The organism is Streptomyces sp. HP-A2021 (assembly GCF_022807935.1).
GTDB lineage: Bacteria > Actinomycetota > Actinomycetes > Streptomycetales > Streptomycetaceae > Streptomyces > Streptomyces afghaniensis.
This window is the reverse complement of sequence record NZ_CP094344.1, coordinates 5,238,428-5,260,413: the sequence shown is the minus strand read 5'-3', so window position 1 is coordinate 5,260,413 and position 21,986 is coordinate 5,238,428. Positions and strand designations below refer to the sequence as shown.

Here is a 21,986-nt window from a genome sequence, read left to right as displayed (position 1 = left end):
ACCCCCGCACGGACCGGAAGCTCCGACGCTCAGACGTTCAGGCCCTTGCCCCGCAGCCAGGCCAGCGGGTCGATGCCGTTGCTGGAACCGCCGGTGTGGACCTCGAGGTGCAGGTGCGCCCCGGTGACGTTGCCGGTCGCGCCCACGCGTCCGATGACGTCACCCGTGCTGACCTTCTGTCCGACGCTGACGCCGATGGACGACTGGTGCGCGTACCAGATCTCCGTGCCGTCATCGAGGGTCAGGACCGTCTTGTAGCCGTACGAGCCGTTCCAGCCCGCCTCGGTGATGGTGCCGCTGTGCACCGCCTTGATCGGCGTGCCCGTGGGGGCGGCGAAGTCGAGGCCGGTGTGGTAGCCGGAGGACCAGTAGGCGCCGGCCTGGCCGAAGGTCGAGGTGATGGTGTACGCGGAGGTCGGCAGTGTGTACTGCTTGGCGAGGGCGGCGAGCCGCTCGGCCTCGGCCTTCTTCCGGGCCTCCTCCTCCGCCTTCTTCTTGGCTTCGGCGGCCTTGGCCTTGGCTTCCTTCTCGGCCTTGGCGGCGGCCTCCGCGGCCGCCTTCTGGGCGGCTTCGGCGGCGTCCTGCGCGGCCTTGGTCTCGATCTGTTCCTGCTGGTGCTCGACCTGCGCCATGATCCGGGCGCGCAGTGCCTCACCGGCGCCGGAGGTGCCCTGCTCGGTGTCGGCGGAGGCCGTGGCGAGGTCGCTGAGCGGGGTGGCGGAGCCTTCGGAGGTGTCGTCGTCCGAGATGAGGGAACCCACCGAGGGAAGGTCCGGGACGGAGATCGACACCGGCGGCTTGCCGGTCTGGGCGCTGGCCATGCCGCCCGCGCCCACGGCGGCTATGACGCCGACGCCCAGGACGGTGGAGCTGCGGGCGAGCCCTCCGCCGCGCTGCTTGGTGACGCGATGCCGGCCACGGATGGGGCGGATGGACTCCGCGGTGGGGTTCCATTCCTGGAACGGGCCCTCGTCGGTGCGGTGACCGCCGTAGCCGAAGGTCTCGGTGTCGCGCTGGTTCGGCGCGGACGGGGCCGCGGGGGCAGGCCGGTTGGACGCCACGTGGGCGTACTCCTTTCCTTCCTTCTCGCCTACCGGGTTAGCTGACGGGTTCGGAGCAGGAAGGTCTCCTACGCGCGTATACCGGCCGTGCTTCCACGGCGGCATCCGCTCGATTCACCCCAAGTGGTGGTTCCCCGGTTCCCTTTCGGGATTCGGCGCGTGCGCACGGAGCCGCCTTCTGTGACGGCTGGGACGACCGCGCTGCGTTATCGAACGTTAATAGACGCGCCGTGGGTATTCCAGCGATTCCGCTTGATCATTAACCTTTTTCGCGCGGACCAACCTGCCATGACCGGCCCAAAACGGGCGAGTTGACCGCTGCGTAAGTGACTCACGGGTTTTGACGGTGTGTCAGTTGTGATGCACAGCGGCGCGATTCACTCACCGACAGTAATGGCGAGCCCAGGGAAAAACCGAGGGCCGGAACCCTTTCGGATTCCGGCCCTCGGCCTTCAGTAGCGGGGACAGGATTTGAACCTGCGACCTCTGGGTTATGAGCCCAGCGAGCTACCGAGCTGCTCCACCCCGCGTCGTTGTGACTCCAGTGTACGCCATCCGCGGGACCGCTCGCGCACACCTCTGCTCAGCGGCGGCGCAGCAGGTGTCGATTCGGTGCCTTGGCCCGCTCCTCGTGCTCCGGGAGGACGAGGACCTCGACTCCCCCGGCCGCCAGGACGCCGCTGCCGTCGGCGCCCGCCACGAAGGTGTCCGGCTCGCGCCAGGCCGTGACCACACGCCGTACGCCCGCGTCGAGGATCAGCCGGGCGCAGGGTGCGGGGCGGGAGGCCCGGCGGGCGCAGGGCTCCAGGCTGCTGTAGACCGTCGCGCCGGCGAGCCCGGGGCCGGCCGGGTCGAGCTTGGCCAGGGCCGCCTCCTCGGCGTGCACGAGCGGGTCGCCGCCCTCGCGGGAGTGGCCGCGGGCCAGTTCCGTGCCGTCGGCCGCGACCACCACCGCGCCGACACTGAACGCCGTGTCCGACGGCGGACACTGTGCCGCCAGTTCGCAGGCGAGGGCCAGCCAGTGGTGGTCGGCGGCGGCGGGGAGGGGGCCGGTGCCCGGGGCGGTGGGCTCGTAGCGCATCAGGACCACGTCCTCGATCCGCCGGGTCTCCAGGAGCCGGAGCCGGCCGGACTGGTAGCCGCCGGGGCCGAAGAGGCGGGGTGCCTCGGGGTCGCCCACGAAGAGCGGGGCGAGGACCAGCTGGAGTTCGTCGGCCAGGCCCTGGGTGAGGAGCTGGGTGTGGATCAGGCCGCCGCCCTCGACCATGAGCCGTCGCACGCCCCGGACGTCGTGCAGGTGGGTGAGGAGCCGCCGCCAGTCGAGGTCGGCGCCGAGCGGGACGACGTCGGTGGCATCGGTGGCTTCGGTGGCGAGGCCGAGGGCACGGGCGCGTTCGGCGCCCTTGTCGGTGGTGTAGAGGATCTTCTCGCCGCCGGTGTGCCAGAACCGTGCCGCCGGATCGAGGTCGCCGGAGCCGCTGACCGTGACCTTGAGGGGGTACTCCGGCAGGCCGGCCGCGGTGCGGGCGGCTCGCCGCTCGGGTGAGTTGACCAGCAGGCGCGGGTTGTCGGCGCGGACGGTGCCGGCGCCGATCAGGATCGCGTCGACGGACGCCCGGACCTCGTCGACCCGGTCGAAGTCGGCCGGGCTGGACAGGAGCAGGCGCTCGGGGCCGGTGTCGTCCAGGTAGCCGTCGAGGGAGACGGCGGCGGACAGCAGGACGTACGGATGGGGCATCGACGCTCCCGGCTCGTGGAAAACGGGCGACTGAGAAATCGGCGGAACTGAGACATCGGCGGACTGGAATCGGCTGAAAACGGCGGACTGACGGGCGGTCTTGGTTCAAGTTTGAAACAAACCTACACTGGCGGCATGACGACTCGCTGGCTCACCCCCGAGGAGCAACGCGCCTGGCGCGCGTACATCGCCGCCTCCTTGCTCCTGGAGGACGCGATCGACCGGCAGCTCCAGCAGGACGCCGGCATGCCGCACCTGTACTACTCCATCCTGTCGGTCCTGTCGGAGTCACCTGAGCGGCGGCTGCGCATGACCGATCTCGCCGAGCGGCTGAAGATCACGCGCAGTCGGCTGACGTACGCGGTGACGCGACTGGAGAAGGACGGCATGGTGCGGCGCGAGGCCTGCCGGTACGACAAGCGGGGCAGCATCGCGGCCCTGACGGACGACGGGTTCGCCGTACTGGACCGGGCGGCGCCCGGGCATGTCGAGACCGTGCGGAGCTTCCTGTTCGACCGGCTCAGCGAGGAGCAGGTGGGGCAGCTGGAGGAGATCTCCACGGCGATCGCGCAGGGGCTCCAGGAGGACGGGACACGGCCGGCGTCGGACGACGTGCCCTGGCGGCGGAGGTCCTCCTCGACCTGTTCGTGACCCACGTCACACCACACCCACATCTCGTTGATTCAAATTTAAAGCAAGGGTAGGGTTCCGGACGTGGATCTGCTTCAAATCTGAAGCAGACTGCAAGCCGACGGCTGTGCAGCCGAACAGGAACGGAACCCGGAGGCCCCGCATGCCCGACACCCCCGCTGTCCTCGCCACCCCGCGCTCCCGCGTCCGGGTCCCGCTGCGCTTCCACGACGGTTACGAGGTCGAGGCCGAAGTCGTCACCTTCCACGGCCTGGCCGACGGCCAGGAACATGTGGCAGTCGTCCTGGGCGAGCCCGGCCCGGTTCCGCTGGTGCGGCTGCACTCCGAGTGCCTGACCGGGGACGTGTTCGGCTCCGCCCGCTGCGACTGCGGCCCGCAACTGCGCGAGGCCGTCGAGCGCATCGCCGAGCACGGCGGCGTGCTCCTCTACCTCCGCCAGGAGGGCCGGGGCATCGGCCTCTACAACAAGCTCGACGCCTACGCCCTCCAGGACGAGGGCCTCGACACCTACGAGGCGAACGCGGCCCTGGGGCTGCCGGAGGACGCCCGCGACTACACGGCGGCGGCCCAGATGCTCCGGGCCCTCGGCGTCGGTGAGCTGGACCTGCTCTCCAACAACCCCGACAAGGCCGCTCAGCTGCGCGACCTGGGCGTGGGCGTCCGCGACCGCGTCCCCACGGGCGTCTTCACCACCGCGCACAACGTCCGGTACCTGCGCGCGAAGGTCCTCCAGACCCAGCACACGCTGCCGCTCGCCGCGCTGACGGGGCTCAGCGCGGGCTGAGCCTCCCGGCCCGGCCGGGTGCTCGAACGGGGCGGCTTGCCCCTCGGCTCATCGGGTACAGCCTTTGAAAGAGGGCGACCTCCGCAGTACCCGGAGCTTATGGAAAGTGACCGTTTCGTGACCGATCTCGACGGCCCCGGCGACCCCCGGGCGAGGAGACCGGGCGATGGCCCGGAGGCCGTCGCGGCACAGATCGCCGACGCCGTGGAGAGTCTGACGGCCCTGTGGTCGGTCGCCGCCCAGGACGCGTCCCTGCGGCTGTCCCTGCACCAACTGCGGGCGCTGCGCACCCTGGAGGCGGCGCCCGGCCTGAACCTCACGGCCCTGGCGGACCGGCTGGACATCGGCCTCCCCACGGCCAGCCGCCTCTGCGACCGCCTGGCGGCGGCCGGCCTCCTGGAACGCGCCCCGCACCCGGACACCCGCCGCGAGGTACAGCTGTGGCTCACCGCGCACGGGCAGCACGTCCTGGGCGACGTCGCAGGGCGCCGGGCGCAAGCCCTGGCCACGGCACTGGCGGCGATGGAACCGGCGGAACGGGTGGCGCTGAGCCGGGGGTTGCGGGGGTTTCTTGCGGCACGGGATCCCGGTGCCCGTCAGCCCCCCGAGCCATGACGGCTGCCGACGCCTCGCTCTGCGCCCAACACGGCCACACACGTGTCGTCCCGCACCGGGCGAGCCGCGCTGCCCGCGTCGCGGAGGACCACGGCGGCCACCACCGCCGGGTCGCAGCCGAGCAGCACGGCGTCGTCGGGTGGCGTCCAGCGGCCGGGCAGGCCGTCGCTGTGCAGGACGAGCAGGCTGTCGTCCTGCCACGGCTGCCGCTGCACGGTCACGGACGCCGGGGCCTGCGCGCCCACGATGCCGGGCTGGGACAGCATCGCCTTCCAGGTGCCGTCGGTGCGCAGCCGCGCCCCGACGTTGCCGATCCCGGCGAAGTGCAACCGCCCGGATCCCAGATCCAGTTGGGCCACGGCGACGGCCGCGCCCCGGGTGCGGCGCAGGGCCCGGCCCAGATGCCGCAGCATCTCGGCGGGCGGCCGGTCGGCCACGTCGCGCAGCGCATCCACGGCGGCGCCGGACGCCTCGGCCGCCTTGGGTCCGTGGCCGAGCCCGTCGGCGAGCAGGAGGGTGTGGCGGTCGCCGGCGCAGACCCGGGTCCAGGCGTCGCCGGAGTACTCGGCCCGGCCTAGGGGGACGTTGACGCCGCCGGTGTGCGGGCCCCGCGGGGGCGTCCGGTACCGGTCGGCGGGGGGTTCGTGGTCGATACGGGCCATGGCCACGGTGCCCCGGCCGGGGAGGCTGTGGAGGTCGAAGTCGTTCGCTATGCGCCGGCACGTGCCGAGGCCGGCGCCCAGGGAAGCCGCGGTGGTGTAGCCGTCGCGCATCGCCGCCGCGACGTCCGCGATGCCCGGGCCGTGGTCGAGCGCGACGAGCTGCACGGACAGCCGCCGGCCGTCGGCGGGTGCGCGCTCGACGAGGTTGATGAGGACGTACCCGCCGTCCGCGTGCCGCACCAGGTTGGTCGCCAGCTCCGTCGCCACGAGCGCGGCGGTCGCGATGCGGTCCGGGCCGAGCTCGGCGCACGCGCCGGCCGCCTCGGCCGCGACCCGGACGTCCCGGACCCGGGTCGAGTCGTCGACCGGCACTTCCCACACCCTGCTCATCACGACCCCGGCCGGGTCGGCGGCACGACCGTGGCCCAGGAGGTGACGGTGACGCGGGTCCCCTCACCGGGCCGGCTGTCCACCTCGAACTCCTGGACCAGCCGCTTGGCCCCGCTCATGCCGAGTCCGAGCCCGCCGCCGCTGGTGTAGCCGTCGGTCATCGCCTGGTCCAGGTCGCGGATGCCGGGCCCGGCATCGACGAAGGCCAGCCGAAGGCCGGGCGACGGCCCGGCGTCCAGCGGGGTGATCTCCACATGGCCGCCACCGCCGTGGACGAGGGTGTTGCGGGCCAGCTCGCTGGCGGCGGTGACGAGCTTGGTCTGCTGCACCAGACCGAAACCGAGCTCGGCGGCGGCCTGCCGGACCTGCTGCCGTACCCAGGCCAGGTCGGCGTCCGAGCCGATCGGCAGGCTGGCCGGGGCGGCATGGCGGGAGGCCCGCATCAAGGACTCCCCTCGGCCTGCCGCTCACCCGCGGTGAGCAGCTCCATCGCGCGTTCGACGTCCAGGGCCGTACGCAGTCCGGGCAGGGTGAGCCCCAGCTCGACCAGGGTGATCGCCACCGCGGGGCGCATCCCGGCCAGTACCGTACGGGCGGCCAGCAGTCCGGCTCCGGCGGCGATCTCGGCGAGGACCCGCCCCAGGAAGGAGTCGACGATGTCCACGCCGGAGATGTCGATGACCACGCCGGTCACCCGGGTGTGCGCGATCCGGTCGGTGATGTCCTGCTGGAGCTGCTCGGCCATCCCGTCGTGCAGCTCCCCCTGGAGGGTGACCAGCAGGATGTCGCCCAGCCGGAGGACCGGGACGGTGAAGCCGGGCCCGCCGAAGGGCCCGTTCCCCGAGGGGCCGGTCATCGGGCGCCCGCGTCGGCCGCCCGCAACGGCGCGATCTCGACGCCCTGCCGGCTGAGCGCGTAGGCCAGGGCGTCCGCCAGGCTCGCGCGGGTGAGCACCGTACCGAGGTCGATGCCCAGCTGGACGATGGTCTGCGCGATCGCCGGCCGGATGCCGGAGACGATGCACTCGGCGCCCATCAGCCGGGCCGCGGCCACCGTCTTCATCAGGTGCTGGGCGACCAGCGAGTCGACCGTGGGCACGCCGGTGATGTCGAGGATGGCGAACCGGGCGCGCTCGGCGACGATCGCGTCCAGCAGGCTCTCCATGACCACCTGGCTGCGCGCGCTGTCCAGCGTGCCGATCAGCGGTACGGCGACGGTGCTCTCCCAGAGCTTGATCACCGGGGTGGCCACTTCGTGCAGTTGCTCGCGCTGCCGTGCGATCACCTCCTCGCCCGCGCTGACCGTCGTCTCCAGTACGACCAGACGCAGCGTGCCCATGAGCACGGTGAGGGCCAGCACACACTCCTGCGCCTCGGGGGCGCAGGGGTCCGGGAACTCGGCGCGCAGCAGGTCGGTCACCGGTTCGCGCAGGGCGGCCACCTCGTCGGCGAGCCCGTCCGCGTCGATGCCCATACGGCCGCGGGAGGCCGCCATCCGCCCCAACTGGTCGCGCACCGCCGCGAATCCGGAGGCCCGGATGTCGTCCAGCCGCCCGGCGGCCGCCACCGCGGCCAGCGCAGCCGCCACGGACCTGCCCGCCTCCACCGCCTCGTCGCGGGACACGGTGAAGACCGTGCGGAACAGCGCGGCGTCCGCCCACCGTTGGGCAATCTGCTCCCGGCGCCGTTCGAGAAAGGCACTCACCTGCTGTGCGGGCGGCTCTTGTTCCGCGTTCTCTTCCGATACCGACACCGACACTTGCATCGCTCCCTTGCACGGACCGGACCGAGGCCGCGCTGCGACACCTCAGCCATTACTTGCCGTATGACAAACATTAGGGCCGGCGTACGGCTCCGCCAAACAGCCGCTCACCCACACCCCCTGGCCTCCGCCTTCCCCGGCCCCTCCCGCCCACGCCAGTCCAGGCACACCACCAGGGCGTCGTCGTCCGGGACGGGTCTGCCGCGGTGGCCGGACAGTTCGCGCAGGACGGCCCGGGGCACCTCGGCGGCCGGGAGCAGCCGGGTCGACTGGATCGCCCGGGCCAGGGCCGCGTCGCCGTACGCCTCTCCGCCCGGGGAGGCGACGTCGTACACCCCGTCGCTGACGAAGACCAGCCGGTCACCGGGCTCGACCGCGAACTCCTGGGCCACGTAGTCGGTCTCCTCGAACATGCCGAGCGGCAGCTGGGCGTCGAAGGGCACCCGCTCCACCGCGCCCCGGCGCAGCCGCAGCAGCCGCGGGGACCCGGCGTCCACCGCCCGGACCCGCCCGGTGGCCAGCTCGATGTCCAGCATGAGCACGGACAGGTAGCAGCGGCCCCGGTAGTGGGCGTACACCGCCTGGTCGGCCAGGGCCGCCTGGTCGGCGAGGGGGAGACCCGCCCGGCGCGCGTTGCGCAGGGCGTTGATCGCCAGGTTCGTCAGCAGGGAGGCCTCTATGCCCTCGCCCATGCCGTTGGTGACGTAGAGACTGAGCCGGTCGGTCGTGGCGGACCAGTCGAAGTTGTCGCCGAAGACCGCGTACGCCGGTTCCAGCTGGGCGCCCAGCTCGTACTCGGGGCGGGCGCAGGAGCGGCCCGGCAGCAACTGCCACTGCATCTCGGCGGCCAGCGTGAGCCGGTCCCTGCGGCGTGCCTGGAGGTACAGGTCGGTGTCCCGCTCGGCCACGACGATCTCGTGCCCGAGCACCTCGGCGATCTCGGCCAGTTCGCCGAGGCAGCCGTCGGCGTGCTCGCCGCCCGGCAGGGTCACCGTCAGCACGCCGAGGCGGTCGCCGCGCACGGTGACCGGCAGGTGCACGCGTACGAGGTCACCCGGCACGGTTTCCACGTAGGGCTCCTGCGCGCCGAAGGCCCGGCCCGCCGGGCTGTTGGCCACGGAGACCGGCTGAAGGGTGTGCGGCAGCACGGACACCGGCTGAAGCACCGTCAGTCCGTAGTCGGCCAGGTACAGCTCGACGGAGTCCGCCGCGTACTGATCAGTCAGTACACGACGGACCGCGTCCAGCAGTTGATGGGGCGCCGCCGTGCGCAGGGCGCGCTCGGCGGCCACGAGTCTGTTCACGATCGTCGTCACGATGGTCGACACACCAATCCTTGGTCTGAATGCGCGGTGGGCAGCTGTGACCCCGGCCGAGGTCACCCCCCGGCTCCCCGCGCGCCTAGTACGCTGGCGGCCATCCCGGTGCCTGCGAGAGTGTGACTGTGACTTCCCTCCGACCCCGCCCTGAGCCAGCAGAGGTCGCACGTGTGACCTCCACGGCCGCGGAGTTGCTGGAAGTCCTCTGGGGCCGGGCCTCCACGGCACCCGCCTCGGCGTCCCAGCTGCGCGTGCTGCTCATCCTGGAGCACCACGAGGGCATCAACCTGCGCACCCTCGCCGACTCCCTCGCCTCCACCCCGCCCTCGACCAGCCGGCTGTGCGACCGGCTCCAGGCGGCCGGGTTCGTCGAACGGGTGGTGAGTGCGGCGGACCGGCGCGAGGTACACCTGCACCTCAGTGGGCGGGGCCGCACCTTCCTGGCCGACCTGCGCATCCGCCGGGAGCAGACGCTGCGCGCTGTGCTCGACCAGATGCCCGCCGCCAAGCGGGTCGCGCTGCTGCAGGGGCTGGAGGCGTTCTGCGACGCGGCCGCGGCCCAGATACACGACGACTCCGACGACTCCCCGGCGTCCGGTACCCGCACTGCCTGAACTGCCCGTCGTGGCACCGGGACGAACATTCCGGATCCTCCCCCGCGCCCGCACGTCACGGCTAGATTGTTGTCTCATGACTATAGTTGTCAAACGACAACTGTCCGCTCCACGAGTCCCGTCGCCGATTCCTCCGTGCCGCACCGCCCGCCCTCCTGCCCGTACCGTGAGCCGACCGTGCGGGTACCCCGTCACCGCCCCGACCTGCGCCGACTGTGGCCAACGTCTCGACGGACAGGAGACGGGGCATGAGCCGGGCGACCGCGGGTAGCGGCGTGGAGGTGGCCTGACGGGGGACGGGAGCGGGCCGGAACTACGAGGGAGGGCCCGTGACGGCGACCATGCGCATCGACACGACGACGGATTCCGGCACCGACACCGGTGAGGAGCTGCCGCAGATCGCAGAGCCGCAGAAGCTCGCCCCGCAGGACGCGCGCGAGCTGACCGGGCAGTTCCTCGAGCGGCTCGCCGTGCTGGAGGAGGGCACCGCCGAATACCAGTACGCGCGCAACACGCTCATCGAGATGAACATGTCGCTGGTGCGGTTCGCGGCCCGCCGGTTCCGTGCGAGCGGCCAGTCGATGGAGGACGTCGTCCAGGTCGGCGTCATCGGGCTGATCAAGGCCATCGACCGGTTCGAGGTCTCCCGCGAGGTGCAGTTCACCAGCTTCGCGGTGCCGTACATCATCGGTGAGATCAAGCGGTTCTTCCGCGACACGTCCTGGGCCGTGCACGTGCCGCGCCGCCTCCAGGAGGCCCGTACGGAACTCGCCAAGGCCACCGAGGAACTGTCCTCCCGCCTCGGCCGCGCTCCGAAGGTCGCGGAGCTGGCGGCGCTGATGAACCTCTCGGAGGAGGAGGTCGTCGAGGCCCAGGTCGCGGCGAACGGCTACCTGTCCTCGTCCCTGGACGCCGCGATCACCGGCGACTCGGAGGAAAGCGACACCTCGCTCTCCGAGTTCATCGGCGAGGAGGACCCGGCCCTCGAACTCGTCGAGGACTTCCACGCACTGGCTCCCCTGGTCGCCGAACTCGACGAGCGCCAGCGCCTCATCCTCCACCTCCGCTTCGTGGAGGAACTCACCCAGGCGGACATCGGCAAGCGCCTCGGCATCTCCCAGATGCACGTCTCCCGCCTGATCTCCCGGACGGTGGCCCGCCTGCGGTCGGGGATGCTGGCGACGGGCTAGGGAGGTGTCCAGCCCTTGACGGTCTCCTCGCCGGAGTCGCCGTGCGCGCCGGCCGGTGACGGTCCGCTTCACCGGCGCGGAGGTCCGTCTCGGCCAGCCGGCGAGCCTTCTGCGCGGACGAGACCAGAGCCAGGGCCCGCGCCGCGAGCGCCCGGGCCGTCTGCGTCACGGAGTGGGCCCAGTGAGCCGGTGGCACCGAACAGCAGGACAGTACGACCGACGGCGGCCTGGAGGAACGCGACGGCGGCGAAGCGCGGAGCGTCGTTCTGGAGCAGCTCACCGGCGCCCTGTCGTAGAGGGTAAGCAGCCGCAGCGAGGGCAGGATCGCCGGCCCCTCCCCGCCCTGGACGACGCCACGGAGACGGCCTTTGCCACGGCCGGGCTCACCGGTGGGCCTCACGCGCTGTGGCGTGCCCCCGAGGACTCGCCGGCCTGATGCCGGGGCAGGTCAAACCGCCGCAGTGCGAGCAGCCCACCAGCGTGCCGCTCGAAGTGCGCCTCGGCACCGACACGGTGCAAGCAGGCCTCAGGCGTGCCTGGAGTGGCTGCAGGTCCCGGCGGCAGTGAGGACGCATTCCCACTCGCGCCGTACAGGGCTGGATCGGGGCGCGTGGCCATTCCGAGGCCGAGGCGGTGAGCCCCCGGGGTCAATTGGGCAAGAAGGAGACAGAGTTGCCGTGTCCCCTGCCATAATCGCGGCAAGGGGACGAATCGGGGGGGGTTGATGGCAGACGTTGTCGCAGTGCATGGCATTCTCGCCAACAGGTCGAGCCGCGGGGAAATGCACGATTCCTGGCTGGCCGCTCTGCGCGAGGGCTTGCGGAACGCAAGATTCGCCGGAGCCGAGGACCTCAAGCTCGAATGTGCGTTTTACGGTTACCTGTACAACGACGGTAAGGCAGGCTTCGCGTGGCAGTACGAGGTCGGAGACCTGGCGCCTGGGCTGGAAGAGGATCTTCTGGTCGGCTTGGCCGAGGGTGTCGACGACCCTTCGCGCAACACCGTGAGCAAGGCGGGATATGCACCACGGAGTGTGCAGTGGGCGATTGATCTGCTGCAGTCCCGCAAGCTCCTCGGTGGCACGGCCAGCGCCATTATCGGCTTCGTCAAGCAGGTGGCCCGCTATTTGCGGGACGAGGAATTCAAGAAGCAGGTGCGCGCCGAGTTCAGCGCCGCCATGGAGACGCGGCCCCGCCTGGTGATCGCCCACTCCCTTGGCACCGTGGTGGCGTACGACTGGCTGAGATCGCACCCGGCGACATCCGCGACGACTCTGATCACCCTCGGCTCGCCGCTGGGGCTGCGTCCGGTTCTCCGCGAGTTGCATCCGTACATCGACGCCTGTCAGGCGCCGTGGCCCGTCGGCATCGACACCTGGGTGAACGTCGCCGCGAAAGAAGACGTCGTCGCCACGGTCAAGGAGCTGAACGGACTGTTCGCAGGGAAAATCCGCGATCTTCCCGCGTCCAACTCCCGTGCCACCGCCCATGATGCCGTGGCCTACCTGAAGAACGTCCGCACCGCTCAGTCGGTGGCGGTGGCACTTGGCTGACCACGCAGGGTACTTCTGCATTTCCGGGCGCCCGACCTACGGCGGACCGTTCGAGAACCTGGAAGCGTTACCGGATGAGGTCCGAGCCGTCCGCGGTGGTCTCAACGCCCTTGGCCTGACCGAGTTGTTCCCCGGTGCAGACGGCGACGCGCTTTCCCACAGCGGCCTCAGAGACGCCCTGTTCAACTGGAGTCAGCTCGCCGGCGAGTACTCCGGCGAGCGAACGGCGACCCTGGTCATCTACGCGACGGGCCACGGCTACGCGCTGGGAAAGGACTGGGTACTCGTCCCGCCGGAGCAAGAGATCCCCGCGAATCCTCGGAACATGGACCCCAAGGCCGTCACCAAGCCGGCCGATCTCATCGAGGCATTGCACCAGCGCGGAGACCTCGCCCAAGTTCTGCTGATCCTTGATGCCTGCGGCGCCGCTCCCGGCGGCGAGCAGACGTTGCTGGACGCCATCGCACAGGCGCCCTACCGGGCCATCGACGACCAGCTCGACCTGTGGGTCGTGGCCGCGGCCCGGCGGTCCGAGAGGGCTCTGGAGACGATGTTCTCCAACGCCTTCACCACCGCGCTGCGCGACACCGCCGCCCCCTCCCGGGACCAGCGGCACTTGGATCTGACGCAGGTGATGGAATCCGTCCAGAACACCCTGCGCGACACCTCGCAGAAGGCGCGGATCGTCGCCGGCCACGGCGATCCGCGCTGCCGGGCTCTGCCCAACCCTTTGTATATGCCGCCCGAGCCGCCCAACTGGCTTCCGCCCGGCTGGAGTGCTGCCTCACGTGGTGTCGTCAACGAGGACACACCTGGCTGGTACTTCACCGGACGCGAACGCGCGCTGCGCGCCGTCATCGATCACCTGACCGGCGCCGGGTCCGCGCCGCCGCTGTGGTTGACCGGCTCCCACGGCAGCGGCAAGACCGCGATCCTGGCCCGCGTCGTCTCCACGGCAACGGTTGAACTGCGCGCCGCGGTCCCGGTCGTGGCCCGGCACGGCGTCCTACCCGCCGACGAACTCATCCTGGCCCCGGTCGACGCCCGCGGCCGCACCACGGACCGGCTGGCCGCCGACATCGCCAGGTCGCTGGAACTCACCGTCGACAGTGCCTCCGGCCTGCTGACCGCGCTCAGGCGGCACGGCAGCGGGACCGTCCGCGGCGTCATCGTCGATCACCTGGACGAGGCTCGCGAGCCCGGCAGTGTGCTGGCCGAACTGGTCGAACCTTTGACCGCGCTGTCGAATGTCCGGGTGGTCGTGGGCGCCTCACGGCAGCTGCTGGACGAGCCACCCGGCCTGATCGTCGATCTCGACGAACCGGCACACCACGGACCCTCGTCCGTGGGCGCCTACCTGCAGACCCGTCTCACCTACGGCGGGCGCGTCTCCACCGGAACCGCCGCCCTGCAACAGATCTGTGGCGGCTGCTTCGCGGCGGCCGTAACTGCCGCGGACGTCATCCTCCGGGAGAACACCGACTCCCTGCAACGCGCCTGCGAGGCTGCCGCCGACCGGCTCGACGGCCTGCTCCGCCAGACGCTGCGGGAGTTCCTTCCCCAGGCCGTCGCAGACGCGGTGGCGGACACCCTGACCGCGCTGTGCTCCTTCGGCGACGGCCTCTTCCTCGACCTGCGGACCTGGGCCGCCGTCGCCACACGCCTCGGCGGTACCCCGCTCTCCCCGTCGGAGCTGGGTGCCTGCCTTCCCGCCTGCCGCACCTTCCTCGTACACCGGGACGCCACCGGACAGGATCAGGGGAACGTCCACGGCGGATGGCGGCCGTGTCACCCGTCGCCGGCGAACGGGCGCGGGTCACGCCGTACCGTGCTGCGCCACCTGCGCGACGAGCTCGACCCGGCCCGCAATGGCTGGGAGAACGTCCCGTCCCACCTGCTCGACATCCTCGCCGCCGCGGCAGCCGATCCGACCAGCGGCACGGGACACCTGCTGGACGACCCGGACTTCCTGCTCGCGCTGCCCCGCCCGACCATGACACGCACGGTCAAAGCTCTACGAGGCCCGGACCATGCAGCACGTACTGCCGTATGGAACAACCAGCCCCGGCGTGGGAAGGCGCATCAACGCCGTTTCGCCCTCGCGCTCGCCGCCACCCGGATGGGTCTCACCGATCTCGCGCGCGCCGTCGGCCCCGTCAACGCACCCTGCGGGTCACTCGCAGTGCGCTGGGCGAACCCTGCCGTACGTGAACGCCATACGACCACGCGCGTGTCCGCGGCCGGGGAACCCGGACCCCGCTCCCTCATCACAGCTCACGACGACGGCACGTTGAGCTGGTGGGACGCCACGAGCGGTGAGAGGTCGGCGTCGCGGTCCGGCGTCGGTCCTGTCAGCGACCTGCACGCGATCACGGCCTCCGACGGTGCTCAGGCACTCCTCGTGCTCTCGGACGGCTCGGTGGTCCGGTGCACCCCGGACGTCGACGAGGACCAGGTCCTGCGGACGGGATCCGGTGATCTACCCGGTCCCTCAGCGTCCCACCCGGCCGGCCTCCTCGCTCTCGGTCACGGCCCGGCCGTCGAGGTACTGTCCGCCTCCGGCGCCGATCCCGTACGCCTCGAAGCGCTCCGGCAGCCCGTGGTCGCACTGGCCATGGCCGGCCGGGGTGACGATCCGGTCGTCTGGGTGGCCACGCTCGACGGAGTGGTCCACCGATGGTGCCCGGCCGACGACCGGGCCGCCCCTCGAAGAGTCGCGCTGTGCCCGAACCCGGTGCGCTTGGCGGCCTCGGCCGACGGCGAGACGGCCGTGATCGTCGACAGTGCTGGCACCTGCACTTTCGTGGGAGGCGCGGCCCTGCTCGCGGGTACCGTTCCGACACTCGAACGCAATCTGCGGGCCGTCCACCTGACGGCCGACTGGTTCGTCGTCGCCGGCGGCGACAGGGACGGCAACTGGCTGGACACGCACAGCGTCACCGACGGCAGTTGCGCGCGCTGGCCGCTCGACGCGCTGCCGGCCGGAATCCGTTCGCACGGAACACACGGCCTGATCGTGGCGACGTCCCGCGCGCTCACCCTGCTGCACGCCGAGACCCGTCAGAACCAGAACCCCGGCATGCCGCGTCAACGGCCCTAGGAGGTAACCCGGATGGCAGCACCGCCACACTCCCCGGCCGGCCCGCCCGACAGCGCGTTCGTCCGCGATCGGCTGGTCGGGCTTCTCGTGCTGCTGAACCTGGCGGCCGGCCAGGACATCGGCGAGCAGGAACTCACCACCGCGCTGACGGAACTCGATCTCGCCGGCGGATGGGTCGGCGAGCTGCTGGAGGCACCGGAAGCCGAAGCCGTCTTCGCCTCGCTGCCAGACTGGCTGACCGTGGCCGAGAACAGCGGTCTCGCCCTCCTCGTCGACGCCTCCTTCGGGGCCAAGGCAGAACAGCCGGACCCGGGCGGTCCCGCGGCGACGCACGGACTAATGAACCGGCTCATCGAGGAACTGGGTGAGGAGGTCCTGGAACAGCTTTCGGAGCTGTGGGCCGAATGCCCCGTGGAGTCGACGCGAGTACGGGAAGAGGGGCCTCGGAACGGCCCGGCGCACGCGGCGGTGCTCGACGGGCCCGGAGGGCGCGTCGCGATCACCCTGGGCGACGGGCCGTCCACAGCGGGGACGGCGCCGGACGGCCCGTTCCCGGCCGCCGCGCCCAGGTGGATCAGGCTCCTGCCATGGGCCGGCCCGCATCTCATGGCGGCGTGGGAAGCGGTGGAGAAACTACTCGGAGGCTTCGGAGCGATCGGCGCAGGAGGTCGGCCGCCCCTGCCGGCCGGAGTATGGCCCGCACCGGTGCCCGCCGAGGACCCGGCGATCGGGCTCGGTTACGCGCTCGACATGCTCGCGGATGCCGCCGGACTGCCCCGTCCCGACGTCCTGGCCATCGGCGCCCGGACGCACGGGCAGAACTTCGCCCCGATGACGGAGGCGGATCTGGCCGGCCGGGTCGAGGCGCTCGCGTGGGTCGGCGTCACCGTTGTCCTCGCCCCCACGGAGCACGGCTGGGTCCAGGCCGGTCCGGGCGACAGCCGGACACGGCTGTCCGAGGTACCGGTCGCGTTGACCCTGGACGCCGCCGCCACCGCCGTCTGGGGTGACCGATGGGCCGACTGGAAGCACGACCGACACAGCGACGAGCTGCGCCGCCTGCGCTGGACGCCCGACCCGCTGGAACTCCGGCCCGACGACATCATGGTGAGCCAGGTCGCTGACCTGCAGGCGATCTTTCAGGGGGAGACGCCCGCATCGCCAGGGCAGACCGACTCGGACGGGAGGTCGACGGCCGTCGGCAGGAAGCAGACCACCGCCGGCAGGAAGCGGGCAGGGCAGGCCAGACGCGTGGCCGTCATCGGCGGCACCCTTCGCAGCGGCAAGAGCACGATCGCGCGACTGCTGGCCGGCAAGCTGAGGGAGCAGGACTGGCAGGTCCAGGCGATCCGGTCCATCGACGGGGAACTGCCCGACCGCGACCCGCTGATCGAGGCGTGCCAGCGCGCGATGGCCCTGCTGGAGCGTGACGAGAGCAAGCCCTGCTTGCTGATCCTTGACGGTCTCCTTCCGCTCCAGGGCGGCAACAACGCAGTGGATGCGCTGCTGCCGCTCGTGTCTGAGTCCCTCCGGGTGAGCGTGCTCGGGATTCTGGAGTACGACCTCTCCGCGGCTGTCGAGTGGAGCACGGAAAGCATCGATGTCGTCCCGGCGTTCGTCGGCAAGCCGCGCCTGGAGGCCTTCGTCGAGCGGATGTACAGCACGCGCCCGGGAATCCTGGACCGCCGGGCGGGGCTGGACGAAGTGGCACGGGACGACGGCACCCGGGATCTCGAGGTCCTCATCAGGGTGATGCGCACCGGTGGAGGCGACGACCCCCTCCTCGCCTGCTTTGACGCACTCGGCCTGAAGGAGAGGCAGGCGGTAGCAGAGGCCGCGGCGGCATCGGTGATTCGTTCGGGAGTCCCCGAGGAGACACTCGCCGACCTCACGGAGGAGGAGCGGCAGGTCCTGTCCCTCCAGTTCTTGGAGGGACAGGACCTTGTCAGGATTGCGAGCGTCGAGGACAGCACCCGGATCCTGAGCCGTGTTCTGCAACTCGAGGACGACCCTGACGAGCCCGACCTGATCCCCTCGGTGAGCGAGGGGCGCATGCTGTCAAAGGTCGTCGAGCTCCTGCTGCCGTCTGTGGAAGCGCTCATGCGGCAGGCCCCCCGCGAGGTGCTGCCGCGACTGCTCGGCGCCCGGCTCTACCGCGCCCGGGTGGCGGCCGAACTGCTCAGCCACACCCGGCACAGCGGCGCGCTCGACGACTGGCTCCAGGGGGCGCAGGTGGCCGAACTGGCGCACGGCTTGACCGCGCTGGGGAGCTCACTGAACGAGGAGATCGCCGAGGACTTCATCCTGAAGTTCACCCAGCGGCTCAAGGAGGACCCCTCACCACTGCGCCTGCACGACCTGGTGCATGTGATCCGCGGCATCCGGCACGCCATGTCCACTGGCGCGCTCGCCCTGGACGAAGCCAGGTCCTGGCTGAAGACCCAGGTGAACGCCATCATCACGCGCGGGGAGGGCACCGCTCAGGAACGCCTGCACCTTCTCAGCCTGATCGAGTGGTTCCAGGACGCCGATCTGGACGGGATCATCGTCCTGCGGGTCGCGGAGGTCGTCACCGACCTCGATCCCTCCCGCGCCGCGGACTACTTCCTCGTGCTGCGCGCGCTCCGTCTGCAGCGCCGGCTGTGGCGGCGCGTGGCGGACGACACCGACGTCCACTACGAGGACGCCGCCGGATACCACCCGGTCGACCAGGAACCAGGTCCGGAGATGCTAGTCGAATACCAGGTCAGAGCGGCTGACGGATTCGCCGTCCTGCTCGCCGGGATGATGTTGCGTCGTCAGGTCGAGCGGACCGAGTGGGCACCGATGATCGAGGACCACGAGCACCTCCTCCAGCCCGCCCTGGACAACAGCAGCCCACGCGATGTCATTTCCGCATTGCGGGAGTTGCGGCGGACTTCCGGCATGCACCGCAACGAGATCTTCAAGAGGGCCGTCGACACACGCTGGGACGGGAGCCGCTACCTGGACGCCCTCCGTTCCCTCGTACGCCGTGCCACGCCGATGGAGACCGTGGAGCTACTCCGGCTCGTGCAGGGCCTGCACGCCTGGTGTGCCTGTCTGTTGCTCTCGGCTCCCGCCAAGGGTTCGGTCCGCGGTGCTGCCGACCGCACACCCGATGAGGAATTCGTCCAGAGCCTGGCCCGCGCGACGAGGAACGATCCCAAGGCAGCAGGGATGCTGCTGTCCGTGACGTACGCGGTCGAGGATCCCTACCACCAGAAGGGCGAGACCTTTGCCCAATTGCTGGGGGACGCGCTCGGCGAGAAGACCGTGGCGGACTGGCTGGAGAGCGACCCTCGTCCCTCGGTAAAGTACTACGTGGTCAAGGGGTTGTGGGAAGCACAGGTCTCGTACCGCAAGGCGTGCCTGGATCTGATGGTCGGGATCGTCACCCAGACGCTCACCACGTCCCGCCGGGTCTGGGGCCCCCGGCTCGCCCTGCGGCTTGGGGCAGATCCCGAATTCGGGCCGGGCTTCCTGCAGAGCCTGCGCGAGAAGGTCGCCATCGATGACCTGTTGAACGGCATGAGCGTGTGGTCTCCTCCGGACACGCAGGCGGAATTCCACCGGCTGGCCCGCGCCCTCTACCCCAACGCCCCACGCCGATACGCCCTGACGTTCGATGTCCGCGAGCTGGCACAGCGCTTGGCCAACGCCCCGACGATCCCCGTCGCCGAAGCCTGCCGGGAGATCACCCGCACACTGCGGCACACCAACGGGATCTCCGGAGCCACCCTGCTGCAGAAGTCGAGCAAGATCATCGGACGGCCGAACGTCTGGGTCGACCGGCTCGACACGGTCAAGACCGGCGAGGAATTCACGCAGCTCCTGCGGATCCTCAGTCACGTCGACCGGGGCTTCGTGAGCCGCGAGCTCACCAAGTACGGCGAGCTCACATTGCGCACTGTCCGCTCCACGGAGGAATCGCGTCTGGCCTGGAGGACCCGCTCCGCGATGTACCAGAACCCGGTCGCGGCCACGGGGCTGCTCGCGGCCCTCGAGGACATCGCCGGGCTGGGGGAGCCCGTCTATCGAGGGCTTACGAGCGACGCCGTTCTGATGAAGATCTTCACCGAGGAGCTGCAGCTCCTGCAGAACCCGTCTGAGCAGTACATGGCGGCACTTCACCTCTCTCGAATAGGGGTCGGGCCCAAGCAGGCTCTCAATGCGGACTGGACCACCAAGACGTACGAGCTCAAGAAGCTCATCATCGGCACCGTCTCCAGCCCGCGGGTCATCCGCGACATCCTGCGCACCATGGCGCTGTGGGAACGGCGGTGGGCGCTCGAACTGATTCCCAAGATCGACGACGGCAAGCTGGAACGGCGGCTGCGGCTGGGCCTGGTCACCGACCTGGAGCCAGCCATCGGACTCGCTGCCCTCCTGACGAGCCTCCTTGACCAGGACAAGGCGTCAGCCGTGCTCGACGCTCTCAAGGAGACCGGCTGGACAAGCGTGGTCGAACGCGTCGACCTGTCCTCGGCAGTCCTGCTGCTGCGGCTGGCGGCCCGGCTGCAACCCCACCAAGCCGGTGCGGTCGCGGCAGCCGTCAACACGCGGATCGTCACCCTGCTGGGCCGCGAGATCGTTCTCGATGCCCGGGAGATGTGGCGGGAAGTGGGCCACGCCTGCCAGGCCCTGGCGACAGCCGGTTTCCCGGTACAGAACGTCAGTGGTCCGTCGGCCCGCGAACCCCTTGTCGCCGACGCCCCGTCGGTGTCCCGGGCTCTCAACTGGCTTCCGCCCACTCCCTGGCGCAACCGCCACCAAACCCTGGCCGTGGAGCGTCTCATCACCCACCCCCCGCGCTCCCCCCAGGATCTTGCCCTCGGCCTGGTCGGCGCCACGGCAGGCGGCCGTCTCGGCGACCTCCTGGCCGTGGTCGACGACCTCAGCCCCCTCTCCAACGCCGCTACCAGAGACCTCGCCGACCTGACCGAGTTCGCCGAGTCGCACCGCAGCCTCGCCGCCGCCCTGCATCCCTATCGGGCCTGCTTCGAATCCCACCTCCAAGCGGCCACCTCCGTAGCCTCGTTGGACGCCAACCGCCTGCGCCGGAGCATCACGAGACTCGCATCCGGCAGAACGGCGGACGACGCCGGTTGACCCGGCACGGAGCGAACGGCTGCCGCTGGGAAAAGGCCCAGCCCCTGAAACGGCAAAGCCCCAAACCATGATCGGTCCGGGGACACGACCCCCGAGCCGACCGAAGCCGGCTCGGGGGCCGCGCAGCAGATCAGGGGTGTTCCCCCGGCCCGCCTTCAGTAGGCCCTGTGGGACTCGAACCCACAACCAATGGATTAAAAGTCTGTGGCCCCTCGGACCGTCCCATTCCGGCCGATGCCGCCCCGTGTCGCGCGCTGTCGAGCTGCCCTGCTCAGCGGCCCGGTTATGCAATCCGGAATCCACCCGTCATGCCGTCCCGTGCCGGTCCGTGTCGGCTGGTTCCGAGGCTCGGTGCTGCAGGCGTCGGTGGAGCGGCTGGAGAAGGAGTGCGGGGAGCTGCGGCAGGAGCAGACCCGGACCCGCGGCGTGCTGTGGTCGATCAGCCGATGGGCGCTCGTCTTGCGGGATCAGGTGACGGGCATGGGTGGCACACCGCAGCCGCCGCCTCAGGATGTGGAGGACTACTACCGGACTGGAGTGTGAACGTGCGCCCCCGCTCTTCCCTTTCGGGAGGGCGGGGGCGCTTCGTCATGCCCGGGGTCAGTCGTCGAGGTCGATACGGAAGTCGACGATGGTGGTGTCGCCGCGCCGCACGATCGGGTGGGCAACCTCGACGACCCGGCCGGTGTCGGCGATGTGCCGGCGGGTGTACCGCAGCACCGGCACACCGGAGCCGATCCGAAGCGTGGCCGCCTCCAGCTCGGTCGGCATGGCCGCCGTGAACGACTCTGTGACCTGCGTGACGCGGATGCCGAGGCTGCCCAGCTGCGCCCTCGTGCCACCCGGCCAGGGTTCGTTGATGGGGTCAGCGACCGGAGTGCCCGCGACGTCGGACCACCGCACGTAGCTGGTGGACATCTGCGTCGGCTGGTCGCTGTCGTAGAACACGAAGTGCCTGGCCAACAACCTCTCACCCACCTCGCACTCGAACAGGCCTGCCATCTCGGCGTCGGCCTGGACGCGCTCGAACCGCTTGTCGAGTCGGTACTCGGACCAGGCGATGCCCTGATCCCGGGTGTACGGGGTGGAGCGCACGCCGGGCGTTTGCCGGTACCGGTCGGCCGGCATCCGGTGGATCGCCGGGCGCTTCCGGACGGTGGTGCCCGCGCGGGCCCGGGACTCCAGGAGGCCCTCCCCGACGAGGAGCCGGATCGCGTTCCGCACCGTGATCTCTGAGACCGCGTAGTGCGTGCAAAGTTCAGGCAGCGTCGGGATGCGGTCGCCCGGCTCGAACTCACCGCCTGGCGCGATGCGTCGTCGCAGGTCGGCGGCGATGCGCTGGTACTCAGGCTGTGCCACAGCGATGCTCCCGCTTCCACTGATCGCGTCAATCTGTATACGCATACTCTCCCGCCCCAC

General features: G+C 70.7%; 17 protein-coding genes, 1 tRNA gene and 1 riboswitch. Of the genes, 9 read left to right on the top strand and 9 right to left on the bottom strand.

The annotated features are described in order from the left end of the window. Positions 1 to 29: 29 nt before the first annotated feature. From MQE23_RS23760 to MQE23_RS23750, 3 genes are all read right to left on the bottom strand, one after another. Complete coding sequence (locus tag MQE23_RS23760) at positions 30 to 1,061, bottom strand: M23 family metallopeptidase (RefSeq protein ID WP_020270466.1); 1,032 nt, start codon at positions 1,059 to 1,061, stop codon at positions 30 to 32. Positions 1,062 to 1,072: 11 nt separating this feature from the next. Continuing rightward, positions 1,073 to 1,229, bottom strand: a riboswitch (cyclic di-AMP (ydaO/yuaA leader). Between the two features lie 288 nt (positions 1,230 to 1,517). Next, positions 1,518 to 1,591, bottom strand: a tRNA-Met gene (locus tag MQE23_RS23755). 53 nt (positions 1,592 to 1,644) lie between these two features. Next, positions 1,645 to 2,799: a dihydrofolate reductase family protein gene (locus tag MQE23_RS23750; RefSeq protein WP_243380213.1), complete on the bottom strand. Its 1,155-nt coding sequence runs from the start codon at positions 2,797 to 2,799 to the stop codon at positions 1,645 to 1,647. 135 nt (positions 2,800 to 2,934) lie between these two features. On the opposite strand from MQE23_RS23750, the gene MQE23_RS23745 reads away from it, so the two are divergent. The 3 genes from MQE23_RS23745 (at position 2,935) to MQE23_RS23735 (ending at position 4,849) form a co-directional block, all read left to right on the top strand. Continuing rightward, a complete protein-coding gene (locus tag MQE23_RS23745; protein WP_020270464.1) occupies positions 2,935 to 3,450 on the top strand; it encodes a MarR family transcriptional regulator in 516 nt (171 codons plus the stop codon). Between the two features lie 142 nt (positions 3,451 to 3,592). After that, positions 3,593 to 4,234, top strand: coding sequence for a GTP cyclohydrolase II (ribA, locus tag MQE23_RS23740; RefSeq protein ID WP_020270463.1), 642 nt, complete (start codon positions 3,593 to 3,595; stop codon positions 4,232 to 4,234). A 117-nt stretch (positions 4,235 to 4,351) separates the two neighbouring features. Beyond that, positions 4,352 to 4,849, top strand: coding sequence for a MarR family transcriptional regulator (locus MQE23_RS23735; protein WP_037667420.1), 498 nt, complete (start codon positions 4,352 to 4,354; stop codon positions 4,847 to 4,849). Here the strand turns inward: MQE23_RS23735 and MQE23_RS23730 are convergent. From MQE23_RS23730 to MQE23_RS23710, 5 genes are all read right to left on the bottom strand, one after another. Then, on the bottom strand, positions 4,831 to 5,901 hold the full coding sequence (locus tag MQE23_RS23730) for an ATP-binding SpoIIE family protein phosphatase (protein WP_051185483.1): 1,071 nt from the start codon (positions 5,899 to 5,901) through the stop codon (positions 4,831 to 4,833). The two genes, MQE23_RS23735 and MQE23_RS23730, sit on opposite strands and share 19 nt — an antisense overlap. Next, a complete protein-coding gene (locus MQE23_RS23725) occupies positions 5,901 to 6,344 on the bottom strand; it encodes an anti-sigma regulatory factor (RefSeq protein ID WP_020270460.1) in 444 nt (147 codons plus the stop codon). Before MQE23_RS23725 ends, MQE23_RS23730 begins: the two co-directional genes overlap by 1 nt. Continuing rightward, positions 6,344 to 6,757 carry an STAS domain-containing protein gene (locus MQE23_RS23720; protein ID WP_020270459.1) on the bottom strand — a complete coding sequence of 138 codons (414 nt, stop codon included), beginning with the start codon at positions 6,755 to 6,757 and terminating at the stop codon, positions 6,344 to 6,346. Before MQE23_RS23720 ends, MQE23_RS23725 begins: the two co-directional genes overlap by 1 nt. Further along, positions 6,754 to 7,665 carry an STAS domain-containing protein gene (locus tag MQE23_RS23715; RefSeq protein ID WP_128092480.1) on the bottom strand — a complete coding sequence of 304 codons (912 nt, stop codon included), beginning with the start codon at positions 7,663 to 7,665 and terminating at the stop codon, positions 6,754 to 6,756. Before MQE23_RS23715 ends, MQE23_RS23720 begins: the two co-directional genes overlap by 4 nt. 104 nt (positions 7,666 to 7,769) lie before the next feature. After that, a complete protein-coding gene (locus MQE23_RS23710; RefSeq protein WP_243382725.1) occupies positions 7,770 to 8,954 on the bottom strand; it encodes a PP2C family protein-serine/threonine phosphatase in 1,185 nt (394 codons plus the stop codon). A gap of 197 nt (positions 8,955 to 9,151) precedes the next feature. Between MQE23_RS23710 and MQE23_RS23705 the strand changes: the two genes are divergently transcribed. The 6 genes from MQE23_RS23705 (at position 9,152) to MQE23_RS23680 (ending at position 21,110) form a co-directional block, all read left to right on the top strand. Beyond that, positions 9,152 to 9,595, top strand: coding sequence for a MarR family transcriptional regulator (locus MQE23_RS23705; RefSeq protein WP_020270456.1), 444 nt, complete (start codon positions 9,152 to 9,154; stop codon positions 9,593 to 9,595). A gap of 341 nt (positions 9,596 to 9,936) precedes the next feature. Next, positions 9,937 to 10,785: an RNA polymerase sigma factor SigF gene (locus tag MQE23_RS23700; RefSeq protein ID WP_051185484.1), complete on the top strand. Its 849-nt coding sequence runs from the start codon at positions 9,937 to 9,939 to the stop codon at positions 10,783 to 10,785. Positions 10,786 to 11,509: 724 nt separating this feature from the next. Continuing rightward, positions 11,510 to 12,337: a hypothetical protein gene (locus tag MQE23_RS23695; protein WP_243380211.1), complete on the top strand. Its 828-nt coding sequence runs from the start codon at positions 11,510 to 11,512 to the stop codon at positions 12,335 to 12,337. Positions 12,338 to 12,461: 124 nt separating this feature from the next. Beyond that, positions 12,462 to 15,437, top strand: a complete 2,976-nt coding sequence (locus MQE23_RS23690; RefSeq protein WP_243380210.1) for an ATP-binding protein — start codon at positions 12,462 to 12,464, stop codon at positions 15,435 to 15,437. Between the two features lie 12 nt (positions 15,438 to 15,449). Continuing rightward, positions 15,450 to 20,567 carry a hypothetical protein gene (locus MQE23_RS23685; protein ID WP_243380209.1) on the top strand — a complete coding sequence of 1,706 codons (5,118 nt, stop codon included), beginning with the start codon at positions 15,450 to 15,452 and terminating at the stop codon, positions 20,565 to 20,567. Positions 20,568 to 20,885: 318 nt separating this feature from the next. Continuing rightward, entirely contained in the window at positions 20,886 to 21,110 is a 225-nt protein-coding gene (locus tag MQE23_RS23680; RefSeq protein WP_243380207.1) for a hypothetical protein, read from the top strand. A gap of 57 nt (positions 21,111 to 21,167) precedes the next feature. Here the strand turns inward: MQE23_RS23680 and MQE23_RS23675 are convergent, their stop codons facing one another. Continuing rightward, on the bottom strand, positions 21,168 to 21,926 hold the full coding sequence (locus tag MQE23_RS23675) for a GntR family transcriptional regulator (protein ID WP_243380206.1): 759 nt from the start codon (positions 21,924 to 21,926) through the stop codon (positions 21,168 to 21,170). Positions 21,927 to 21,986 lie beyond the last annotated feature (60 nt).

Coding starts and splice junctions, on each gene's coding strand:
- MQE23_RS23730 (WP_051185483.1), bottom strand. CDS start 5,901: ATGAGCAGGGTGTGGGAAGTGCCGGTCGACGACTCGACCCGGGTCCGG.
- MQE23_RS23750 (WP_243380213.1), bottom strand. CDS start 2,799: ATGCCCCATCCGTACGTCCTGCTGTCCGCCGCCGTCTCCCTCGACGGC.
- MQE23_RS23725 (WP_020270460.1), bottom strand. CDS start 6,344: ATGCGGGCCTCCCGCCATGCCGCCCCGGCCAGCCTGCCGATCGGCTCG.
- MQE23_RS23720 (WP_020270459.1), bottom strand. CDS start 6,757: ATGACCGGCCCCTCGGGGAACGGGCCCTTCGGCGGGCCCGGCTTCACC.
- MQE23_RS23700 (WP_051185484.1), top strand. CDS start 9,937: ATGCGCATCGACACGACGACGGATTCCGGCACCGACACCGGTGAGGAG.
- MQE23_RS23745 (WP_020270464.1), top strand. CDS start 2,935: ATGACGACTCGCTGGCTCACCCCCGAGGAGCAACGCGCCTGGCGCGCG.
- ribA (WP_020270463.1), top strand. CDS start 3,593: ATGCCCGACACCCCCGCTGTCCTCGCCACCCCGCGCTCCCGCGTCCGG.
- MQE23_RS23685 (WP_243380209.1), top strand. CDS start 15,450: ATGGCAGCACCGCCACACTCCCCGGCCGGCCCGCCCGACAGCGCGTTC.
- MQE23_RS23715 (WP_128092480.1), bottom strand. CDS start 7,665: ATGCAAGTGTCGGTGTCGGTATCGGAAGAGAACGCGGAACAAGAGCCG.
- MQE23_RS23695 (WP_243380211.1), top strand. CDS start 11,510: ATGGCAGACGTTGTCGCAGTGCATGGCATTCTCGCCAACAGGTCGAGC.